The sequence below is a fragment of the Geodermatophilus sp. URMC 60 genome (assembly GCF_053502585.1).
In genome coordinates, this window is record NZ_CP199958.1 from 5,236,928 (window position 1) to 5,256,433 (window position 19,506).

The window sequence follows — 19,506 nt, forward strand, 5'->3', positions numbered from 1 at the left end:
TGTCGGCCGGTAGGCCGACCGTGTCACAGCACCTCGACGCCGTCGACCACGCGGTCGATGACCCCGTACAGCTCCGCGTGGGTGTTGGGGACGGAGAGGTAGAGCAGCGCCGGCACGGGCCGTCCGACGTCGACGAGCAGCAGCGCGGCCCGCTCCCCCGTGGCCTCGTATCCGTCGACGTCCCACGCGAGGTCGAACTCGAGCAGGCGCGCGGGAGCGCCGTCGACGGTGCGGGCCTCGTCGCGCAGGACCTCCTGCTCGTTGGGGCTCGGGTAGTAGTTCAGCCGCACGCTGTCGGCGACCTGGGCGAGCGTCGGCTGCAGGCTCCCCGCACCGGCGTAGCCGAACAACGGCGACAGCGGCCCGGAGGTGCACTGGGCGATGAACGTCCCGCCGTCCGGCGTCACCTCCTGGGTGACGAGGTACTGCCCGGCCACCGAGGTGGTCTCGACGACGTCCTGCAGGTCGTACTCGAGCCAGCCCTGACCCAGGTACGGGTAGGCGATGCCGGCGGCCTCGTCCACGATCCGGACCGTGCCGGGCGGGAAGGTCGGCCCGCTCGGCACGGTCAGGGCGGTGGCGTCGTCCGACCTCGCGTCCGAGCCGCTGGGCCGGCCGACGAGGAACCCGATGAGGACGACGAGCACCAGTCCGAGCACCGACAGCCCCACCACCCACCCGGTGCGCCGTGGCGGCCGCCCCGGGTCGGAGGGCCGGGGCTGCGCGGGTACCTCGAGCACCTCGGGAGCCGGCTGCGCGGGCGGCGCCTGCACGGCCACCCCGGGGCCGACGGGGGTGGTCACGTCGGACCAGCCGGCGCCGTTCCACCAGCGCACCATCCCGGGGGCGCCGTCGGGGTCGGGGTACCACCCCGGCGGCGCGCTCGACTGACCGGTCACGGCGCCACCCTAGGTCCGCCGGCCGGCAGTTCTGCTCAGCGGCGGTCGGCGTCGTGGGAGCCGGACCGTCCGCCGTCCTGCGGCCCGGTCACCGCGGGCGCAGCGGCACGGTCGCGAGCTCCCGCCAGAGGTGCGCTGCGGCCTCGGCGCCGCGGTACAGCATCGGCAGCAGCACCCGCTCGTTCGGCGAGTGGATGCGGTCGGTGGGGAGCCCGGCGCCGAGGAAGAGCAGCGGCGCTCCCAGGACGTCGACCAGGTCGGCCTCCGGGCCGCTGCCGCCCTCCCTGGTGAACAGGACGTCGGCGGGATCGGTGTCGAAGGACTGCCCGATCGCGGCGAGCAGCGCGGCCATCGCCGGGGAGTCCAGGTCGCTGGCGCACGGCGAGACCCCGCCGGCAGGGACGTGCACGTCGGCCTGGATGCCCGCGGGCAGGTTCGCCGCCACCCAGCCGCGCACCTGCTCGGCGAGGTCGGCGGGACGCTGGTCGGCGACCAGCCGGAACGTGATCTTGGCGTGCGCCTCGGCCGGGATGATGGTCCTGTGGCCGGGGCCGGTGTAGCCGCCCCACATGCCGTTGACCTCCGCGGTGGGCCGGGCGCCGATCCGCTCGAGGGTGCTGAACCCCTCCTCGCCGGTCGCGACGCGGGACGCCGCGGGCCCGGCCAGCCAGGCGGCCTCGTCGAAGGGCACCCGGGCCATCAGTTCGCGCTCCCGGTCGGAGAGCTCCCTGACCTTCTCGTAGAAGCCGGGCAGGGTGACCCTCCCGTGCTCGTCGTGCAGGCTCGCCAGCAGCGTCGCCATCGCGTGCAGCGGGTTGGGGACGCCGCCGCCGAAGGAGCCGGAGTGCAGGTCGACGGCGGGCCCGCGCAGGGTGATCTCGGCGTCGGCCAGCCCGCGCATGGCGACCACGGCGCTCGGCACGCCGGGCGCGGCCATCCCGGTGTCGCTGACCACGACGACGTCGCAGCGCAGCCGGTCGGCACGCTCGCGCAGCAGCGCGGCGAAGTGCGGCGACCCGGACTCCTCCTCGCCCTCGACGAGGACCTTCACGGTGACCGCGGGGGTGTCCCGCCCCGTGGCGGCCAGGTGGGCGCGCATGCCCAGCAGGTGCATCGCGACGTTGCCCTTGTCGTCGATCGCGCCGCGGGCGTGCAGCTCCGGGCCGTCGGGCCCCTCGACCCGGGTCGGCTGGAACGGCGGGTGCTCCCACAGCTCGAGCGGGTCGACCGGCTGCACGTCGTGGTGGCCGTAGACCAGGGCGACCGGCGCGCCGTCGTCCGCCGAGGGCCACTCGGCGTAGACCGCGGGGGCGCCGGCGGTCTCCCAGACCTCGACGAGGGGGAAGCCGGTGCGGCGCAGCGCGGCGGCCAGCCACTCGGCGCTCGCGGCGACGTCGGGCGCGGAGGCGGGGTCGGCGGAGATCGACGGGATCCGCAACCACGCGTCGAGGTCGGCGTGCAGGTCGTCGAGGTGCGCACTGACGAAGTCGCGTTCCGGGCTGCTCACGACTCCCGACGGTAGCGTCGCGGTCATGGCGGGACAGCTGCTGAGGGTGGACGTCGGCGACCTCACCTTCGACGTCCGGGCCGACGGGCCGGACGACGGCCGCCCGGTGGTGCTGCTGCACGGCTTCCCGGAGACGTCGGCGTCGTGGGCCGCGGTGACCCCGCAGCTGACCGAGGCGGGGCTGCGCACGTACGCCGTCGACCAGCTCGGCTACTCCCCCGGCGCCCGGCCGGCCGAGGTCGATGCCTACGCGCTGACCAACCTGGCGCAGGTCACCGCCGACCTGATGACGGCGATGGACGTGCCGGTGGCCGACGTCGTCGGGCACGACTGGGGCGCCAACGTCGCCTGGGCGCTGGCCGCGTGGCACGAGGACCGGGTGCGCTCGCTGACCGCCGTCTCGGTGCCGCACCCCACGGCGTTCACCACGGCCTTCCGCTCCGATCCCGAGCAGAAGGAGCGCTCGGCCTACATCCAGCTGTTCTGGCAGCAGGGGAAGGCCGAGGACGTGCTGCTCGCCGACGACGCCCGGCGGCTGCGGCGGATGTTCGGGGACGCCGTCCCCGCCGAGGCCGTCGACGAGTACGTGGCCGTGCTGTCGGCGCCGGGCGCGCTGACCGCCGCGCTCAACTGGTACCGGGCGATGAGCTCGGCCACGCCGGTCGACGACGTCACCGTGCCGACCACGTACGTCTGGAGCGACGACGACGTCGCGATCGGACGGCGGGCCGCGGAGGGCTGCGCCGAGCACGTCACCGGGGACTACCGCTTCGTCGAGCTGGCCGGGGTCTCGCACTGGATCCCCGAGCAGGCCCCGGAGCAGTTGGCGGTCGCGATCCTGGACCGCGTCGCCTCGAGCTGAACGAGGGCCCCGGGAAGGCCCCGTCCTCCCCACCGCTCCCGGGCTCGCGGCGGTGCCCTGGACGGGCCGCCCGACCCGCGCGAGCTGGGGGCGAGCCTCGGGACGGGGCCGCACCGCGCGGGTCAGTACTCCTCGGGCTCGGGCTCGTCGGGGAGGTCGTCGTCCCGGCCGGTGACCAGGGCGAGCAGGCCGGCCTCGTCGAGCAGGTCGACCGGGCGCACGGTGACGCCGGCGGCGACGTGGTGGAACCCGGCGCTGACCCGCTCGACCGGGACGCCGGCCAGCCGTGACCAGCCCAGCCGGTAGGCGGCCAGCTGCACCGCCGCGGCGGCGAGCTCCCGGCCCGCCGGTGGCGGGCCGGTCTTCCAGTCGACGACCTCGAAGCCGCCGTCGCCGTCGTCGAAGACGGCGTCGATGCGCCCGCGCAGCGTGAGCGGACCCAGGGGGGTCTCGAAGGGCACCTCGACCTCGACCGGCTGCCGGTCGGCCCAGGGGCTGGCGAGGAACGCCTCCTGCAGCGCGGCCAGCGCGCCGTCGGGGGCGGCGGACTCGTCGCCGGAGCCGGGCAGCTCGTCGAGGTCGAGCAACCGGGCGGCGCCGAAGCGCTCCTCCAGCCAGGCGTGGAACGCGGTGCCGCGGCGGGCCAGCGGCGCGGGCGCGGCGGGCATCGGCCGGCGCAGCCGCCGGGCGAGCTCGGCCGGGTCGCGGCGCAGCGCGACCAGCTCGGACACCGACAGGTGGCTGGGCAGGAGCACCTCGACGATCGGGCGGGCGGTCCGTCGCCGCTCGCGGAGCAGCAGGTCGGCGTCGCGCACCCACCGCTCCACCTCAGGGTCGCCGGCACCCAGCGCGGCGTCGGCGTCCAGCGGGTGCGGGGCGGCACCGGCCACCAGCTCGGCCGCGGCGGTGAGCGCCCGGCGGCGCGGCGGGGACAGCGGGTCGACGGGCCAGACGCCGACCGGCCACTCCTCGAGCGCGGGGTTGGTGGCGTCCTCCTCCGGCCGCTCGGCCCACGCGACGACGACGCCGGCGCCGGCGGTGCACGCCCGGCGGACGGTGTCGAGCAGCACCGACGGACCGTTCGGCTTCACGCCCTCGCGCCACCAGCTGCCCGAGCACAGCAGCAGGTGCTTGGCGCGGGTGACCGCCACGTAGCCCAGCCGGATCTCCTCGGCCTCACCGAAGCGCTTCCACTCGTCGACGTAGTCCTCGAGTGCGGCGCGCACCGCGGCCTGGTCCCCCGAGCCGGGCACCGGCAGACGCAGCTGCGGCAGTTCCGCGCGGTCGGTCGTGCGCAGGTCGACCGGCACCGCACCGGGGTCCTTGACCCACGAGTCGCTGGTGTCGGTGCGGGCCGGGAACTGATCGGCCGTCATGCCGGGGACGGCGACGACGTCCCACTCGAGGCCCTTGGCCGAGTGGCCGGTGAGCAGCTGGATCGACTCGGGGTCGACCGCGACCTCGCCGGGCTCGAGGCCCCGCTCGCGCTCCTCGGCGTCGCGCAGGTAGCCGAGGAAGGCCGGCAGCGAGGGCAGCTCCGCCAGCTCGGTGAACTCCGCGGCGACCGCGTGCAGCGCGTCGAGGTGTGCCCGCGCCGAGCCGGGGCTCACGCCCGGCGCGCTGGCCAGCTCGGTCTCCAGGCCCAGCACCCGCGCCACGTCGTCGACCAGGTCGGGCAGCGACTCCCCCAGGCGGCCGCGCAGGTGCCCCAGCTCCGCGCCGAGCCGGCGGAGCCGCCGGTGGGCCGCGGGCGAGTAGGCCGACGGGTCCCCGAGGTCGTCGAGCGCCTCGACGATGCTGCCGCGCTCGGACGGGCGGGGAGCGGTGTCGTCGTCGTCCTCGCGGGCGGTGCGACGGGAGTGCACCAGCGCGCGGGCGCGGGACTCGAGCACAGCGAGGTCGCGCGGGCCGATCCGCCAGCGGGCCCCGGTCAGCAGCCGTCCCATCGCGTCACCGGCGGTGGGGTCGACGAGCACGGTCAGCGTCGCGACGACGTCGGAGACCTCGGGCACCTCGAGCAGCCCGCCCAGGCCGACGACGGTCACCGGCAGGCCGCGGGCGCGCAGCGCGGCCGCGATGCCGGGCAGCTGCTTGCGCGTACGCACCAGCACGGCCGTCGTCGGGGGGTGGCCGTCGGCGCGCGGCGGCAGCGCGGGGTCCTCGCCACGCCAGCAGGCGGCCAGCCGGTCGGCGAGCGCCTCGGTCTCCTCGGCCACGGTCGTGTACAGGCCGGCGGTGACCAGCCCGTGGCCGGCGGTGGGTGCCGGCGCCAGGTCGGGCAGGGGCACCTCGGGTGCCGGCAGCAGCCCGGCGACGTCGTTGGCGACGGCGAGCACCGCACCGTCGTTGCGCCAGCTCGTGGCGAGGGTGAGCCGCTGGGCCTCCCTGCCGCGGATGCCGGGGAAGGTGCGGTCGAAGCGCTCGATCGTCCCCGCGGACGCGCCGCGCCAGCCGTAGATCGACTGCCGCGGGTCGCCGACGGCGAGCACCGCGTGCCCGGTCGTGCGGCCGAACAGCGCCTCGAGCATCCGCAGCTGGCCGACGCTGGTGTCCTGGTACTCGTCGAGCAGCACGATCCGCCAGCGGGCCCGCTCCCGGCGGCCGACCTCGGGCGCGCTGACGGCCACCTTCGCGGCCAGCGCCACCTGGTCGGAGTGGTCGATCGCGCCGGCGGCCCGCTTGCGCGCCTCGAACGCCTCCACCAGCGGCAGCAGCGCCACGCGGGCGCGCTGGCGGGCCAGCATGTCGAGCACCGGCTTGTAGGGGCCGCGCTTGCCCTTCGCGTCGGGATAGCCGGCGATCCGCCGCTCGAGCTGCGCGGTCCAGGCGCGCAGCCGGTCGGCGGCGATGTCGTGCTCGCCGAGCTCGCCGGCCAGCGCCAGCACGTCCTCGACGGTGGTCAGCGGGGTGAGCGGGACGTCGTCCATGTCGCCGGTCCAGCCGGACACGACGGCCGCCGCCTGCCCCCAGCACATCGCCGGGCCGAGCACGCCGGCGCCGGGCTCCACGCCGATCCGCAGCCCGTGCTCGCCGACCAGCGAGGCGGCGTAGCCGTGGTAGGTCGACACCGTCGGCATCGCGACGGCCAGTCGCTCCTTGAGCTCCGGTTCGGTCTCCGGGTGGCGGGACAGCGCGCCCAGCCGGATCCGGATGCGCTCGTTGAGCTCGCTGGCCGCCTTCCGGGTGAAGGTCAGCCCGAGGATCGCGTCGGGGGCGACCAGCTCGTTGGCCACCAGCCAGCAGACGCGGGCGGCCATCGTCTCGGTCTTGCCCGACCCGGCTCCGGCGACGACGACCAGCGGCCGGTCGGCCGGCGCCGACACCACCCGCGCCTGCTCGTCGGAGGGTGCGTAGGCCAGGCCGCAGCGCACGGCGACCTCTGCGGGGGTCAGCAGCCGGCGCGCCCGCACCGGTTCGGGTGCCGCGCCGAACAGGGCCTCGTCGAAGGAGAGCTGGTCCTCGACCGCGGGCACCCGCCGACTCACGAGGTCACCTGCCGGCCGCGCTCGTGCAGCGGGCAGCTGCGCCGGGCCGGGCACCGGGAGCAGTGGCTGCCGGTGCGCACCTCGAAGGTGGCCGCGCCCATGCCGTCGCCGACCTGCGCCACCAGCTCCCCGGCCCAGGTCTCGGCCACCGGGACGTCGGCGGGCAGCGGGTCCTGCGCCTGCTCCTTGGCCCTGGTCCCGGAGCCCACCTGCAGCAGCGCCGCCCCGCCGGGGGCCTCGCCGTGCTCGCCGAACGCCCCGGCGGCGACGGCCACCTGGTAGGCGGCCAGCTGCCCGTGGGTCTCGATGTCGCGCGCGGCGGTGCGGCCGGTCTTGAGGTCGACGACGACCAGCCGGCCGGCGCCGTCGCGCTCGAGCCGGTCGACCTGGCCGCGGATGCGGGCCCGCCCCACGGTGACGTCGAAGTCGGCCTCGGCGGCCACCAGCTCGCGGCCGTTGGCGGCGTGCCAGCGCAGGAACCGGTCGAGCATGTCGCGGGCGGCGATCCGCTGCCTCTGGTCGGCCCAGCCGGGGCCGAGGTCGAGCTGGTCGAGCTCCTCGGCCAGCGCGGCCGGGGCCTCCGCGGCAGGCAGCCCCTCGGCCACCTGCTGGGCGACGGCGTGCACCGCGGACCCGACGGTGCGGGTGGCGTCCGGCGAGGCCTCCGCACCGACCGCGCCGAGCACCCACTTCAGCGGACAGCGCTGGAAGGTCTCGATCGCCGACGGGCGCACCCGGACGGCCTCGCCGTCGGGCACCAGCGGGGCGTCGTCGGACAGCGGCGCCAGACCCCACCAGTCGGCCGGGGAGGCGCCGGGCACGCCCTCGTCGGCCAGCCGGCGCAGCACCGCGGCAGCCGCCGACCGGCGGGCCGGCTCGGTCTGCGGGTCGCTGACCGCCCGCCGCAGGTCAGCGACCAGCGCGGGCAGCGTGAGCGAGCGCGGCAGCGGCGTGAGCGGCCGGCCGTCGTCGGGTGGGGGGACGACGAGATCGAGGAACCGGGAGGCGGTGGCGCCGGCCTCGGGACCGTCCAGGGCACCCTCGACGGCGGTGACCACCAGCCGGCGCCGGGCGCGGGTGCAGGCGACGTAGAACAGCCGCCGCTCCTCGGCCAGCATCTGCACGCGCCGGTCGATGTTGGCGCCGTCGATGCCCGCCACCCGCTCGACCAGCAGCTCGGTGCCCAGCAGCGTGCCGCGGTCGCGGAGGTCGGGCCAGATGCCCTCCTGCACGCCGGCCACGCAGACGACGTCCCACTCCAGGCCCTTGGACGCGTGCGCGGTGAGCAGCCGGACGGCGTCGGCCGCCGACTCCCGGCCGGCGCCGGTGACCCCGGGCAGCTCCTGCGCCGACAGGTGTTCGACGAACGCCCCGACGGTGGCCGAGGGCAGCCGGTCGACGAAGCCCGCCGCGGCGTCGAACAGCGCGACGACGGCGTCGAGGTCACGGTCGGCGACCGCCCCGGCCGCTCCGCCGGCGGCGCTGGCCCGCGCCCACCGGCCGGCCAGGCCGCTGCGCTGCCACATCGCCCAGAGCACGTCCTCCGCCGAGCCGTCGCGGGCCAGCGCCACCCGGCCGACGGCCAGCACCTCTGCGACCCGCCGCGCGGGTCGGGCGACGGCCTCGGGCAGCTCCTCGAGCAACGCCTCGTCGGTGAGCGCGGTGGCCAGCGGCGCGCCCCGCTCGTCGGCGTCCACCCCCCGCTGGGCCTGCGCGATCCGCACGGCACGGCGCAGCCGGCGCAGGTCCAGCACCGTCGCGCCGCCCAGCGGAGAGGTCAGCAGCGCCTCGGCGCCGGGCTCGTCGAGGGCCGGCGTGCCCGGCCTGGCGCCCGGCCGCGGCAGCAGCGCGCTGAGCGCGGCCAGCAGCGGCGCGACGGCCGGCTGGGCGGCCAGCGGCAGGTCGTCGGTACCGACCTCGACCGGGACGCCGGCCGCGGTGAGCGCCCGCCGTAGCGGCCCGATGGCCAGCGCGGTGCGGACGACGACGGCCATCTCCGGCCACGGGACGCCGTCGACCAGGTGCGCGCGGCGCAGGGTGTCGGCGACGTAGGCGGCCTCGACCGACGCCGAGCCGAAGACGTGCACCTCGGCCGCGCCCTCCTCGGCACCCTCGACCGCGGCCAGCCGGCGGTGCTCCCACGGGCCGGGCAGCGCCTCGGCGACCCTCCGGCTGACCTCCAGCAGCGCCGGGCCCGAGCGCCGGCACCGGCCCAGCGACAGCCGCGGTGCCGGCCGGCCGGTGACGGTGCGGAACCGCTCCGGGAACTCGACGATGCCGCGCGGCTCGGCGCCGCGGAAGGCGTAGATGGCCTGGTCGGGGTCGCCGACGACGACCAGGTCGCTCCCGCCGCCGGCGAGCAGCTGCAGCAGCTCCACCTGCGCGGGGTCGGTGTCCTGGTACTCGTCGACGAACAGCCAGCGGGCCCGCTCGCGTTCGGCACGCAGCAGCGCCGGGTCGTCCTCGAGCTCGGCGATCGCGGCCCGGACCAGCTCGGCGGGGTCGTAGCCCGACGCGTCGCCGCCGCCGGCGGTGGAGAAGGCGGTGACCGCCTCGTACTGCTCCTGGAAGGCCGCGGCGTGCAGCCACGCCTCGTTGCCGGTCTCGCGGCTCCAGGCCGCCAGCAGCTCGGGGTCGACCCCGCGCTCGGTGGCCCGCAGCATCAGCTCGCGCAGCTCGCCGCGGAAACCGGCGGTGGTCAGCGCCGGCAGCAACGACGCCGGCCAGCGCACCGCGCCCTCCCCGGCGAGGTCACCGCGGAGCAGCTCGGCGACGACGGCGTCCTGCTCGGCGGCGGTGAGCAGCCGCGGGGGCGCGTCCCCGCGCAGCAGCGCCGCCCGTCGCAGCACGCCGTAGGCGTAGGAGTGGAAGGTGCGGGCCAGCGGCTCCCGGATGGTGCGCGCCACCCGGGCGGTGACGCGGTCGCGCAGCTCGGCGGCGGCCCGGCGGCTGAAGGTCAGGACGAGGATCTGCTCGGGGTCGACACCGCGGTCGATCCGCGCGGCGACGGCCTCGACGATCGTCGTCGTCTTGCCCGTGCCGGGGCCGGCGAGCACCAGCAGCGGGCCGCCCGGGTGGTCGACGACGGCCTGCTGGGTGACGTCGAGCCGGGGCCGCCGCACGGGCGCAACGGGCGGCTGCACGAGGCGGTAGACCGGCGTCGACTCGTCCCCCCGCAGTGCCACACCTCGATGACACCACGATCGGCCGACGATCTCCGGATGGGTCGGGTCACACGGGCGGTGCGCCGGACCGGCTCGCGGATGCCCCGGTCCCGGTTCAGCCGAGGGCGCCCCTGTTCTGCCACCACGCGTACAGCTGGGCGAGGTCGGCCTGGTCGGTGCCGGGGGCGGTGATGCCCGTCTCGACGCGGTGCTGGTAGTCCACCCAGTAGACCCACACTTGCTGATCATTGCTGTCGACGCCGCAACCGAGATAGCCGGCCGGTGCGGTGGACCCGCGGTACACCCAGGTGTAGTAACCGGGTGCCGTCGGGCACCCCTGGTCGGGCGGGCGCTCCGACAGACCGGAGTTCGCGATGCCCCTGAAGAAGACCTCGTTCATGTCGGTCCCCGCGGGGAACTGGTTGAACCACGCGGAGGAAGGGCCCGGCTGCGATGCACTCGGGCCGCACTGCGCGCTCGCGATCGCGCCCGACGTGCCGGTCTGCGACGCGTAGCACCCACTGAGGTCCGCTGGGAGGATCGCGAGCAGATCCGGCGTGGCTGAGGTGGGCGTGGCGGGCTGTCCCGCCGTCGTGGGTGGAGTGGTCGAGGGCGCCGTCGTGCCCGCCGTGGTCGATGCCGTCGTGGACGGTCTCGTGGACGGTCTCGTGGACGGAGAGACCGTAGACGGTCTCGTGGTCGACGGGGCGGTGGAACGGTCCTGCGAGGACGGGATCGCCGTCGCGGAACTGGCGCTCCGCGGTGGTGGGTCGGAGCGGGTCGCGAGGGCGACGGCTACGACCGCGGCAACGACACACACGGACAGCGCCACGGCGGCGACGATGACTGTGGTGCGTCTGCGTCGGGGCGGAGGTCCTCCGGACCCGCTCAGGTGCTCCGCGCTGCCCGCGTCGAAGGAGGATCGGTCTCCACCACCGGGTGGCGGTGGATCCGGCGGGGGGAGCGCAACCTGTTCGGCCGGCGGCGGGGCGAGGCTCCGGGACGGGGCTGTTCTCGGGCCGGGGTCCGTGAGAGCCGGATCGGGAACCGTGGGAGCCGGTAGCTCCGACGTCGTCGTCCCCACCTGCTGGTCACGCTCGCCCATCGGGCCGCCCTCGGCTCCCCGCGCTGCGTCCTCGGCCAGCATCCGGTCGATCTCGGCGACGTGCCGGAAGGTCACGTCGACCCGGCGCCGGAGAGCTCGCAGGAGGTCACGCGCGTCGTCCCGGACGCCGTCGTCGTCCTCGGTCTCGAGACACTCCCGCAGCCGGCGGATGAGTTCGCCCTGCTGATCCGGGTTCAGCTGCTCGGCATTGATCGCCGCCCCCAGGCGCAGCAGGTAGGCGAACGGAACGGGGGGCGGATCGGGTAGCGGATCGATCAGGGGACCCCGTTGCCGTCCGTGCTCGTGGATCGCGGCGATCAGCGCCAGTCGGTTCGCCACAGTGGGCTCTCGTCGGTCGAGGACCTGGATGTCCGCGACGGCAGTGGTGCGGATGTTCTCCACGGGGCCGACCTGCACTGGGATCACCGGCAGACCCAGCGCCCGCGCGTAGGACAGCTCCGCCGAGCACGGCTTGGACCTCAGCGAGTGCTGCGACAGGACGAACAGGAACACGTCGCATGCCCGGATCCGCTGGAGGATGTCCTGCCACCAGGGGTCCCCACCACGGAGCTCCTGATCGTGCCAGACCGTGAAGTGAGCCAGCTCCAGATCGGCCACGAGCTCGCGGACCGCCGCATGATCCTGACGCGAGTAGCTGACGAAGAGCTGCATCGTCGTCCCTCGGTCAGTCGGTACGCCGCACGCCATCATGGGGTCGGCCCCCGCATCCTGGAACCCCCGAATCCACGAGCACCCCATACGCTTCGGCGAGTGGGACGTCCCGATGCACCCACCTATGCCAACGCCTTCACCGTGGCCGACGCGACGGCGGCCTGGGGTCAACGCACGCACCTCCGCCTGACGTGCTTCGAACTGAGCCTGCTGATCCTCGCGGCGGCCTCCGGTCTGCTCAAGATCGACGCCGGCAGGCGCGGCCTGGACCTGGGTGGCGTGGCGGCGGTGGTCCTCTTCGCCATGACCCTGGCGCTGCGCGGGTACCGGATGAGCAGCCGCCCGACGAGGGTGTGGCAGGACGCGCGGGCCGCCGCCGAGTCCATCAAGACCCTGTGCTGGCGGTACGCGGCCGGCAGCCGGCTCTTCCCGCCCGACCTCGACGACGCCGAAGCCGACCGGATCTTCGTCGAGCGGCTGCGCGAGATCCTCGGCAACATCCGCAACCTGGAGAAGATCCAGCCGGCCGGCTCCGGTCAGCTGGAGGTCACGCCCTGGATGCGCGAGCTCCGCGCAGCGGACCTCGAGCAGCGCCGGAGCACCTACGAGCGGCAACGCATCGAGGACCAGCAGCACTGGTACGCCGACAAGAGCGCGTTCAACCGCCGACAGGCGCACCGGTGGAACGTCGTGCTGCTGTCGCTGGAGCTGCTCGGCGTGCTGGCCGGCGCGCTGAAGGCCCTGAACGTGCTGGGCGACGCCTGGAACGCCGGCGTGCTGCTCGGTCTGGTGGCCACGGTGGGCGCGGCGGCGACGGCGTGGGTGCAGGCCAAGCAGTACGCCACGCTGGCTTCGGCGTACGCGATCGCCAAGGAGGAGCTGGCCGCCATCCGTGTCCTCGTCCCCCATACCGGGACGGAGGAGGAGTGGCTGGAGTTCGTCGATTCGGCGGAGGCCGCGATCTCCCGCGAGCACACGATGTGGCGGGCTTCGCGGACCAGTTGAGGGCCTGGGACGGACCGCCGGCCCCAGCGCCGGGCTTCAGTCCGGCCAGCCGACGGCGGCCAGGTCGACCCGGCCGGCGCGCACCGGCACCCCCTCGGCGGCGAGCAGGGCGAGCTGCCGGACCCGGACCGGCTCGGCGACCGAGCCGTCGGCGCGGACCACGCGGTGCCAGGGCACCGCTCCCCCGCCCTGCGACAGCGCCCGGGCCACCCGCCGCGGCCCGACCCCGACCAGCCGTCCGATCGCGCCGTAGGTGCTCACCCGCCCGGCCGGGATGCGCTCGACGGCGTCGAACACCGCCTCGTCGACGTCCAGCGGCGAGGGGCCCGCGGACGGCGGTCCGGCGGGCGCCTCGCGGCTCGGGGCACGGCGTCGCTGCTCGTCGTCCACCACTCGTACCGACCCGTCCGGGGTCAGGCGCGGCGGCCGTACCTGCCCAGCAACCGGGCCTGCGGCGGAGCGGTCCGCGGCACGTCCAGCGGCGGGTCGAACAGGCCCGGGACGCCGTCGGCGGGGAGCCGGTCGGCGACCACCAGGGCCGCCGTGACCAGTGCCGGGTCCAGCTCGGTGTCGCCGTCGGTGGCGCGGGCGAGGTCCCAGGAGTGCACGGTGAGGTCGGCGGTCATCTCCTCGATGTACTCGGCCGCCGAGGTGGGGCCGCGCTCCAGGTGGACGGTGTGCAGCAGCGCCCGGTCCTGGGCGAAGGCGGCCAGCGCGCCGTCGGCGGCGGACTCCCACCCGGTCAGGGGGTCGTCGCCGAGCAGGTCGCTCGTCTCGTCGGGGAAGCGGCCGTCGATCAGGTCGAAGGGCTCCCCGGCGAGCAGCGGTGGCACCCAGAGCGCCTCGGACACCAGGTGCGCGACGAGGTCGGCGACCGTCCAGCCCGGCAGCGCCTCGTCATCCCACTGCTCGGGTCCCACCGCGTCGACACGGTCGGTGAAGGAGGCCTGCGCGCGCTGGAAGAGGGCCAGCAGCTCGGTCGCGGCGAAGTCGGCCATGCAGCCAGTAGACAGCGCGAGGGCCCGGTCCGCTCCCGTACGGGAGCGGACCGGGCCCAGGCGAGTTGCTGGAACGGCCCCCTCGCAGGGTCCCGGCCCGAGCGGAGCGAGGGTCGGGGGCGAGGGGGTCCTTCTAATAGGTCGGCAGCGTCTTGTCGATCCGCGTGGCCCAGGCCGTCACGCCGCCCTGCACGTGGACGGCGTCGGAGAAGCCCGCGTTCTTGACCGCGGCGAGCACCTCGGCCGAGCGGACGCCGGTCTTGCAGTGCAGCACGATCGGCTTGTCCTGCGGCAGCTGCGCCAGCGCCCGGCCGGAGAGGATCTCGTCCTTGGGGATGAGCTTCGCGCCCGGGATCGAGACGATCTCGTACTCGTTGGGCTCCCGGACGTCGATCAGCTCGAAGTCCTTGCCGGCGTCGATCATGTCCTTGAGCTCGTCGACGGTGATCGTCGAGCCCGCGGCGGCCTGCTGGGCCTCGTCGGAGACGACACCGCAGAAGGTCTCGTAGTCGATGAGCCCGGTGATCGGCTCGCCCTCCGGGTCCTTGCGCACCTTGATCGTGCGGAAGGTCATCTCCAGGGCGTCGTAGACCATCAGCCGGCCGAGCAGCGTCTCGCCGATGCCGGTGATCAGCTTGACCGCCTCGGTCGCCTGGATGGCGCCGATGGTCGCGCACAGGACGCCGAGCACGCCGCCCTCGGCGCAGCTGGGCACCATGCCGGGCGGCGGCGGCACCGGGTACAGGTCGCGGTAGTTGGGCCCGTGGTCGTTCCAGAAGACCGAGACCTGGCCGTCGAACCGGTAGATCGACCCCCACACGTACGGCTTGCCCAGCAGGACGCAGGCGTCGTTGACCAGGTAGCGCGTGGCGAAGTTGTCGGTGCCGTCGACGATGAGGTCGTACTGGCTGAAGATCTCCATCACGTTGTCGCTGTCCAGCCGCGTCTCGTGCAGGCGGACGTCGACGTAGGGGTTGATCTCCTTGATGGAGTCGCGCGCGCTCTCGGCCTTGGACCGGCCGACGTCGGACTTGCCGTGGATGATCTGGCGCTGCAGGTTCGACTCGTCGACGACGTCGAACTCGACGATGCCGAGCGTGCCGACCCCGGCCGCGGCCAGGTACATGAGCACCGGCGAACCGAGGCCGCCGGCGCCGACGGCGAGCACCTTGGCGTTCTTCAGCCGCTTCTGACCGTCCATCCCGACGTCCGGGATGATCAGGTGCCGGCTGTACCGGCGGACCTCGTCGATCGACAGATCGGCGGCGGGCTCCACCAGGGGTGGCAGGGACACGAGCTGCTCCTCAGTACTCGACAGCGGCCCAGCGCAGGCCGGCGTTCGTCGGGACAACAGCCCGGCAGGTGCGCTCATTCCGCTGTCGGCCCCCGACTCGTCACCTCCGGTCCGTGCTCCGCGGACGTGGCGCGCGGTACTCGCACGCCGTGCGGCGCGAGCCGCTCCTCGCGCGGGCCGGCTACGGGTAGGGCCAGGCGTTCTTGGCGCAGCCCTCGAGCCCGAGCGTCTGCTGCTGCATCACGGGGGCGGGCCGGCCGCGGCCGGGACAGTCCTGGTGGCCGTTGCCGAGGGCGTGGCCGACCTCGTGGTTGACCACGTAGTGCCGGTAGGTGGGGATGTCGTCCTGGTAGTCCGGGACGGCGGTCGCCCAACGGGCCAGGTTGATGACGGCGCGGTCGCCGTACCGGCAGGAGGTGTAGCCGCCGGTGCCCACGCCGGGGCAGTACCGCTCCATGCTCCCGGGGCTGATCAGGGTCACCTTGAACGCGTAGTCGCCGGCCGCGGCCTCGGCCTCGCCGACCCGCTGGAACGACATCCGCCCGCCGTTGCCCCACGACCGCGGGTCGCCGAGGGTGTCCTCGACCGCGGCGGCGAACCTGGCGCCGTCCACCTCGATGCCGTCCTCGACCTCGACGACGAAGCGCTGCAGCGGCCCGGTGCCGTGGACCTGCGAGGTCCCGGGGACGACGGTCACGCTGCCCGCGCCCTGCTGGACGAAGCCGGGGGCGCCCGCGGCGGTCTCCGGCGCCTCGGTCGGTGCCGCGTCGACCTCGACCGGCGCCGTGGGCGTCGCCGACGGCTCGGGCACGGCCTCGGCGGTACCGGGGGCCACGGCCGCCACCGACGGCTCCGGGGATGCGGCGACCGGCGCGCTCGTGCCGGTGCCGGTGCCGGTGCCGGTGCCGGTGCCGGTGACCAGCAGGTCGACGAGGGTGACCACGGTCGCGAGTGCGAGCAGCGGGATGGCGTAGGCCCGCCAGCCCCAGCGGGTGACGAACCGGCGGAACCGGCCACCGCCGCCGCCCGGGGGTGCCGACCGGGTCCGGCCGGGGACGACGACGCGGGTCCCGCCGGCGCGTCGCTCGTCCGCTGCCTGGCCGAGGGCGCGGCCGGTCGGGGCGGGATGCCGGACCCCGGGACGCTCGGTGCGGCCCGACGCCCCTTCCCGGGTCACCACCGGGTTGGTGTCGGCGAACCGGGGGGTCGCCGGAGGCTGGGCGCGGCGGCCTGCCGGCGGTGGCACGCGCGGCAGCCCGCGCACGGGCTCCACGGCGCGTGCCGGGCGACCGGGCGGGCCGGCGTCCGGTGCCGGTCGCGTGCGCCCGTTCGGCCCGCGGCCGGGAGAGGCGTCCGCGGGACTCACCCCGTCAGGCTCTCACGGCCCGGCGGTCCCGGCGGAGACCGTCCCGCGACGGCGTGTGCGCCGGTGGGGCCTAGGAGGCCCGCGCCTCGTCGGCGTCCTCCGCGGCCGATCCGGCGGCGTCCTCGGCCAGCGCGAGCACCGCGCGGGCCACCGGCTCGGCGGCCTCGAGCATGGCGACGTGCCCGACGCCCTCGAGGACCTGCAGCCGCGCGTCAGGGACGGTGGCCGCCAGCCGCGGCGCGAGGCCGGGGTCGACCAGCCGGTCGCGGTCGCCCCAGACCACCAGGGTCGGCGGGCGCAGCGACCGGGCCAGCCGCCAGGCGTTCCGCGGACCCACCCGCAGGTAGGAGGTGATCAGGCCGCGCATGCTGCGGGTCAGCGCCTGGGTCGCCCACGGCTGCCCCGCGCGCTCGCGCATCTCCTGCAGCGCCTGCTCCAGCCGCTCCCTCGGCACCCGGCGGGGGTTGCCGAAGCACATCTGCACCATGCCGCGGACCTGTTGCTCCGGCGTCACGCCGGAGAGCCGGCGCTCGGCCAGTGCGGGGATGCCGGGCAGCAGGAGCAGCAGCAGCGTGCGGCTGAAAGCGCCGGGCACCCGGTAGACCGGCATCGCCGGCGACACCAGCGTCAGGGTGGCGACCAGGTCGGGGCGGCTCGCGGCGACGAACAGCGAGACCAGGCCGCCCAGGGAGTTGCCCAGCAGGTGCACCGGCCGGCCGGCGCCATCCCCGGGCTCGGCGACGATCCGCTCGAGGAGGTCGACGACCGCTGCCACGTGCCCGCGCACCGAGTACGAGGTGCGAGCCGGCGGCCGGGAGCGGCCGAAGCCGGGGAGGTCCAGCGCCCAGCCGTCGAAGCGGACGGCGAGCAGCGCGGCGAGGTCGGTCCAGTTCGTTGAGGCGCCACCCAGCCCGTGCACGTAGAGCGCCCGCTCCCTCGGCGCACCGGCCGCGGCACCGTCCACCGGGCCGGTCCACGGCGTCCGGCGCACGAAGACCTCACCGCCGCGGACGGCGACCTGTTCTCCCGGCCACGGCGGCGGGAGGGTGTCGGTCCTGGTCAGCGCGACAGCCGACAACCGGGCGGGGCGGCTCACCGCGGCGGTGGCGGTTGCGGTTGCCTCGGGCACCCGGCGACGGTAGGTCAGCGCGGACGGCGGCGCGCATCCGGGTGACCGGCCGGTAACATCCCTCCGCCATGCACGCATCCCGCCCAGCTCCCGCGCCCGTCCGCCGTTCGTCCCGCCTGCCGCGGGGCGCCCGCCGGGCGCAGCTGCTGCAGGCCGCGCAGGAGGTCTTCGTCGCCCAGGGCTACCACGCCGCGGCGATGGACGAGATCGCCGACCGGGCCGGGGTCAGCAAGCCGGTGCTGTACCAGCACTTCCCGGGCAAGCGGGAGCTGTACCTGGCGCTGCTGGAGCAGCAGGTCACCCTGCTGACCGACCGGGTGCGCGAGGCGATGGAGGGCACCGACGACAACCGCACCCGGGTGAACGGGGCGGTCGGCGCCTACTTCGACTTCATCAACGCCGACGGCGCCGCGTTCCGCCTGGTCTTCGAGTCCGACCTGAACAACGACGACGACGTCCGCGAGCTCGCCGACCGTGGTCACCGGGCGTGCGTGGAGGCGATCGGCGAGGTCATCGCCGCCGACACCGGCCTCGACCGGGAGCGAGCCCTGCTGCTGGCCTCGGGCCTGACCGGGCTGTCCGAGACCAGCGCCCGGTGGTGGCTGCCCCGCAAGGGCACCGTCTCGCGCGACGAGGCGGTGTCCCTGCTGACCGCGCTGGCCTGGCGCGGCATCTCCGGCTTCCCGCGGGTCGAGGGCGGCGAGGGCACACCGCGCTGAAGAAGGCACCCGGCCGCCCTGCAGGGTCCCGCCGCCGGCCCCGTCCAGGGCACCGCCCCGAGCGGAGCGAGGGGTGGGGGGACGGGGCCCTTCCCCGGTGGGGGCCGGGTGGTCCTGCTTCCCGCGGCGGTGCCTCGTTCGCTGACGGCGCACCTGCACCGCAGGTCGGCCGCTCGCGGGCTGCACTAGCGTGGGGAACAGCCGCGCAATTCGAGGAGGCATCCCCCGTGGAAGTCAAGATCGGTGTCCAACACTCCCCCCGGGAGCTGGTCATCGACAGCCCCAAGACCCCCGACGAGATCGCCACGGAGGTGGCGAAAGCCATGTCCGGCGCGACCAAGGACGGCCTGCTGACGCTGGTCGACGAGCGTGGGCGCCGGGTGCTCGTGCCCGTCGACCGCATCGCCTACGTGGAGATCGCGCAGGCCGACCAGCGGCGCGTGGGCTTCATCGCCGGCGCCTGACGGGCACACGCACGTCCCGACGGGGCGCCTCCGCTGCGGCGGAGGCGCCCCGTCGTCGCGTCGGGCCCGGAGGATCGCGGTGTCAGGGGTTCAGGCCGAGGGTCTTCATCCGCTCGGTGTGCGCGGTGGTGATGCGCTCGATCAGTCGCCCGATGCCGGACACGTCGCCGGTGCCCTCGAGGATCAGCTCGGCGAGCTGGTCGCGCTCGGCGATGACCGCCTGCGCCTGCCGCATGGCCTCCCCGACCAGCCGCCGTCCCCACAGGGCCAGCCGCCCGGAGAGCGTGCGGTCGGTGGCGATGGCCGCCCGTACCTCACGGATGGCGAAGTCGGCGTGCCCGGTGTCGGCGAGGACGTCGAGGATCAACGCCCGGTCCGGGTCGGGCAGGAAGCCGGCGATCTCCCGGTAGAAGTCCGAGGCCAGGCCGTCCCCGACGTAGGCCTTGACGAGCCCCTCCAGCCAGGTGCGCGGCCGGGTGCTGTCGTGGAAGGCGTCGAGCGCGGGGACGAACGGGGTCATGGCCGCGGTCGGGTCGGCGCCGAGCTCGGTGAGGCGCGCGGTCAGCCGGCAGTGGTGGTCGATCTCCGCGGCCGCCATCTGCGCCAGCGCGGCCCGGCCGTCGAGGGTGGGCGCCAGCCGGGCGTCCTCGGCCAGCCGGTCGAAGGCGGTGAGCTCGGCGTAGGACAGCACGCCCAGCAGGTCGACGACGGCCCGCTCGTCGACGGTGTCCACTGGCAGCTCCCGGGGTCGGTGGGACGGTCGGCGACTGCCCCGGACGGGTGGCACGAGGGGTCCGGACAGCGCGGCGGAGGGAGGCTAACCGCCGCGCGCGCTAG

15 protein-coding genes are annotated in these 19,506 nt (G+C 75.5%); 4 read left to right on the forward strand and 11 right to left on the reverse strand.

Going from position 1 to position 19,506, the window contains the following annotated elements; translation table 11 throughout:
* Positions 1-23: 23 nt before the first annotated feature.
* Both ACWIX3_RS24680 and ACWIX3_RS24685 read right to left on the reverse strand, forming a co-directional pair.
* Positions 24-899, reverse strand: a complete 876-nt coding sequence (locus ACWIX3_RS24680) for a DUF2510 domain-containing protein (protein WP_448609980.1) — start codon at positions 897-899, stop codon at positions 24-26.
* A gap of 88 nt (positions 900-987) precedes the next feature.
* On the reverse strand, positions 988-2,406 hold the full coding sequence (locus ACWIX3_RS24685) for a M20/M25/M40 family metallo-hydrolase (RefSeq protein WP_448609981.1): 1,419 nt from the start codon (positions 2,404-2,406) through the stop codon (positions 988-990).
* Between the two features lie 25 nt (positions 2,407-2,431).
* On the opposite strand from ACWIX3_RS24685, the gene ACWIX3_RS24690 reads away from it, so the two are divergent.
* The gene (locus ACWIX3_RS24690; protein WP_448609982.1) at positions 2,432-3,268 is read left to right on the forward strand and encodes an alpha/beta fold hydrolase; all 837 of its coding nucleotides are present in this window, start codon (positions 2,432-2,434) and stop codon (positions 3,266-3,268) included.
* Between the two features lie 122 nt (positions 3,269-3,390).
* Here the strand turns inward: ACWIX3_RS24690 and ACWIX3_RS24695 are convergent, their stop codons facing one another.
* From ACWIX3_RS24695 to ACWIX3_RS24705, 3 genes are all read right to left on the reverse strand, one after another.
* Entirely contained in the window at positions 3,391-6,753 is a 3,363-nt protein-coding gene (locus tag ACWIX3_RS24695) for a UvrD-helicase domain-containing protein (RefSeq protein ID WP_448609983.1), read from the reverse strand.
* Positions 6,750-9,938, reverse strand: a complete 3,189-nt coding sequence (locus ACWIX3_RS24700) for an ATP-dependent helicase (RefSeq protein WP_448609984.1) — start codon at positions 9,936-9,938, stop codon at positions 6,750-6,752. Before ACWIX3_RS24700 ends, ACWIX3_RS24695 begins: the two co-directional genes overlap by 4 nt.
* A gap of 94 nt (positions 9,939-10,032) precedes the next feature.
* The gene (locus ACWIX3_RS24705) at positions 10,033-11,694 is read right to left on the reverse strand and encodes a toll/interleukin-1 receptor domain-containing protein (RefSeq protein WP_448609985.1); all 1,662 of its coding nucleotides are present in this window, start codon (positions 11,692-11,694) and stop codon (positions 10,033-10,035) included.
* Positions 11,695-11,793: 99 nt separating this feature from the next.
* Here ACWIX3_RS24705 and ACWIX3_RS24710 point away from each other — a divergent pair, with 99 nt between their 5' ends.
* On the forward strand, positions 11,794-12,699 hold the full coding sequence (locus tag ACWIX3_RS24710; RefSeq protein WP_448609986.1) for a DUF4231 domain-containing protein: 906 nt from the start codon (positions 11,794-11,796) through the stop codon (positions 12,697-12,699).
* Positions 12,700-12,735: 36 nt separating this feature from the next.
* Here ACWIX3_RS24710 and ACWIX3_RS24715 read toward each other — a convergent pair whose 3' ends face one another.
* The 5 genes from ACWIX3_RS24715 to ACWIX3_RS24735 form a co-directional block, all read right to left on the reverse strand.
* Entirely contained in the window at positions 12,736-13,089 is a 354-nt protein-coding gene (locus ACWIX3_RS24715) for an MGMT family protein (protein WP_448609987.1), read from the reverse strand.
* A 23-nt stretch (positions 13,090-13,112) separates the two neighbouring features.
* Complete coding sequence (locus ACWIX3_RS24720) at positions 13,113-13,697, reverse strand: TIGR03086 family metal-binding protein (protein ID WP_448609988.1); 585 nt, start codon at positions 13,695-13,697, stop codon at positions 13,113-13,115.
* A gap of 133 nt (positions 13,698-13,830) precedes the next feature.
* On the reverse strand, positions 13,831-14,991 hold the full coding sequence (gene moeZ / locus ACWIX3_RS24725) for an adenylyltransferase/sulfurtransferase MoeZ (protein ID WP_448609989.1): 1,161 nt from the start codon (positions 14,989-14,991) through the stop codon (positions 13,831-13,833).
* 181 nt (positions 14,992-15,172) lie between these two features.
* Positions 15,173-16,237, reverse strand: coding sequence for a DUF3152 domain-containing protein (locus ACWIX3_RS24730; RefSeq protein ID WP_448609990.1), 1,065 nt, complete (start codon positions 16,235-16,237; stop codon positions 15,173-15,175).
* Positions 16,238-16,427: 190 nt separating this feature from the next.
* A complete protein-coding gene (locus ACWIX3_RS24735; protein ID WP_448609991.1) occupies positions 16,428-17,486 on the reverse strand; it encodes an alpha/beta fold hydrolase in 1,059 nt (352 codons plus the stop codon).
* 68 nt (positions 17,487-17,554) lie between these two features.
* Here ACWIX3_RS24735 and ACWIX3_RS24740 point away from each other — a divergent pair, with 68 nt between their 5' ends.
* Both ACWIX3_RS24740 and ACWIX3_RS24745 read left to right on the forward strand, forming a co-directional pair.
* Entirely contained in the window at positions 17,555-18,205 is a 651-nt protein-coding gene (locus ACWIX3_RS24740; protein WP_448609992.1) for a TetR/AcrR family transcriptional regulator, read from the forward strand.
* A 227-nt stretch (positions 18,206-18,432) separates the two neighbouring features.
* Complete coding sequence (locus ACWIX3_RS24745) at positions 18,433-18,669, forward strand: DUF3107 domain-containing protein (RefSeq protein ID WP_448609993.1); 237 nt, start codon at positions 18,433-18,435, stop codon at positions 18,667-18,669.
* Between the two features lie 82 nt (positions 18,670-18,751).
* Here ACWIX3_RS24745 and ACWIX3_RS24750 read toward each other — a convergent pair whose 3' ends face one another.
* On the reverse strand, positions 18,752-19,402 hold the full coding sequence (locus ACWIX3_RS24750; protein ID WP_448609994.1) for a ferritin-like fold-containing protein: 651 nt from the start codon (positions 19,400-19,402) through the stop codon (positions 18,752-18,754).
* Between the last annotated feature and the right edge of the window lie 104 nt (positions 19,403-19,506).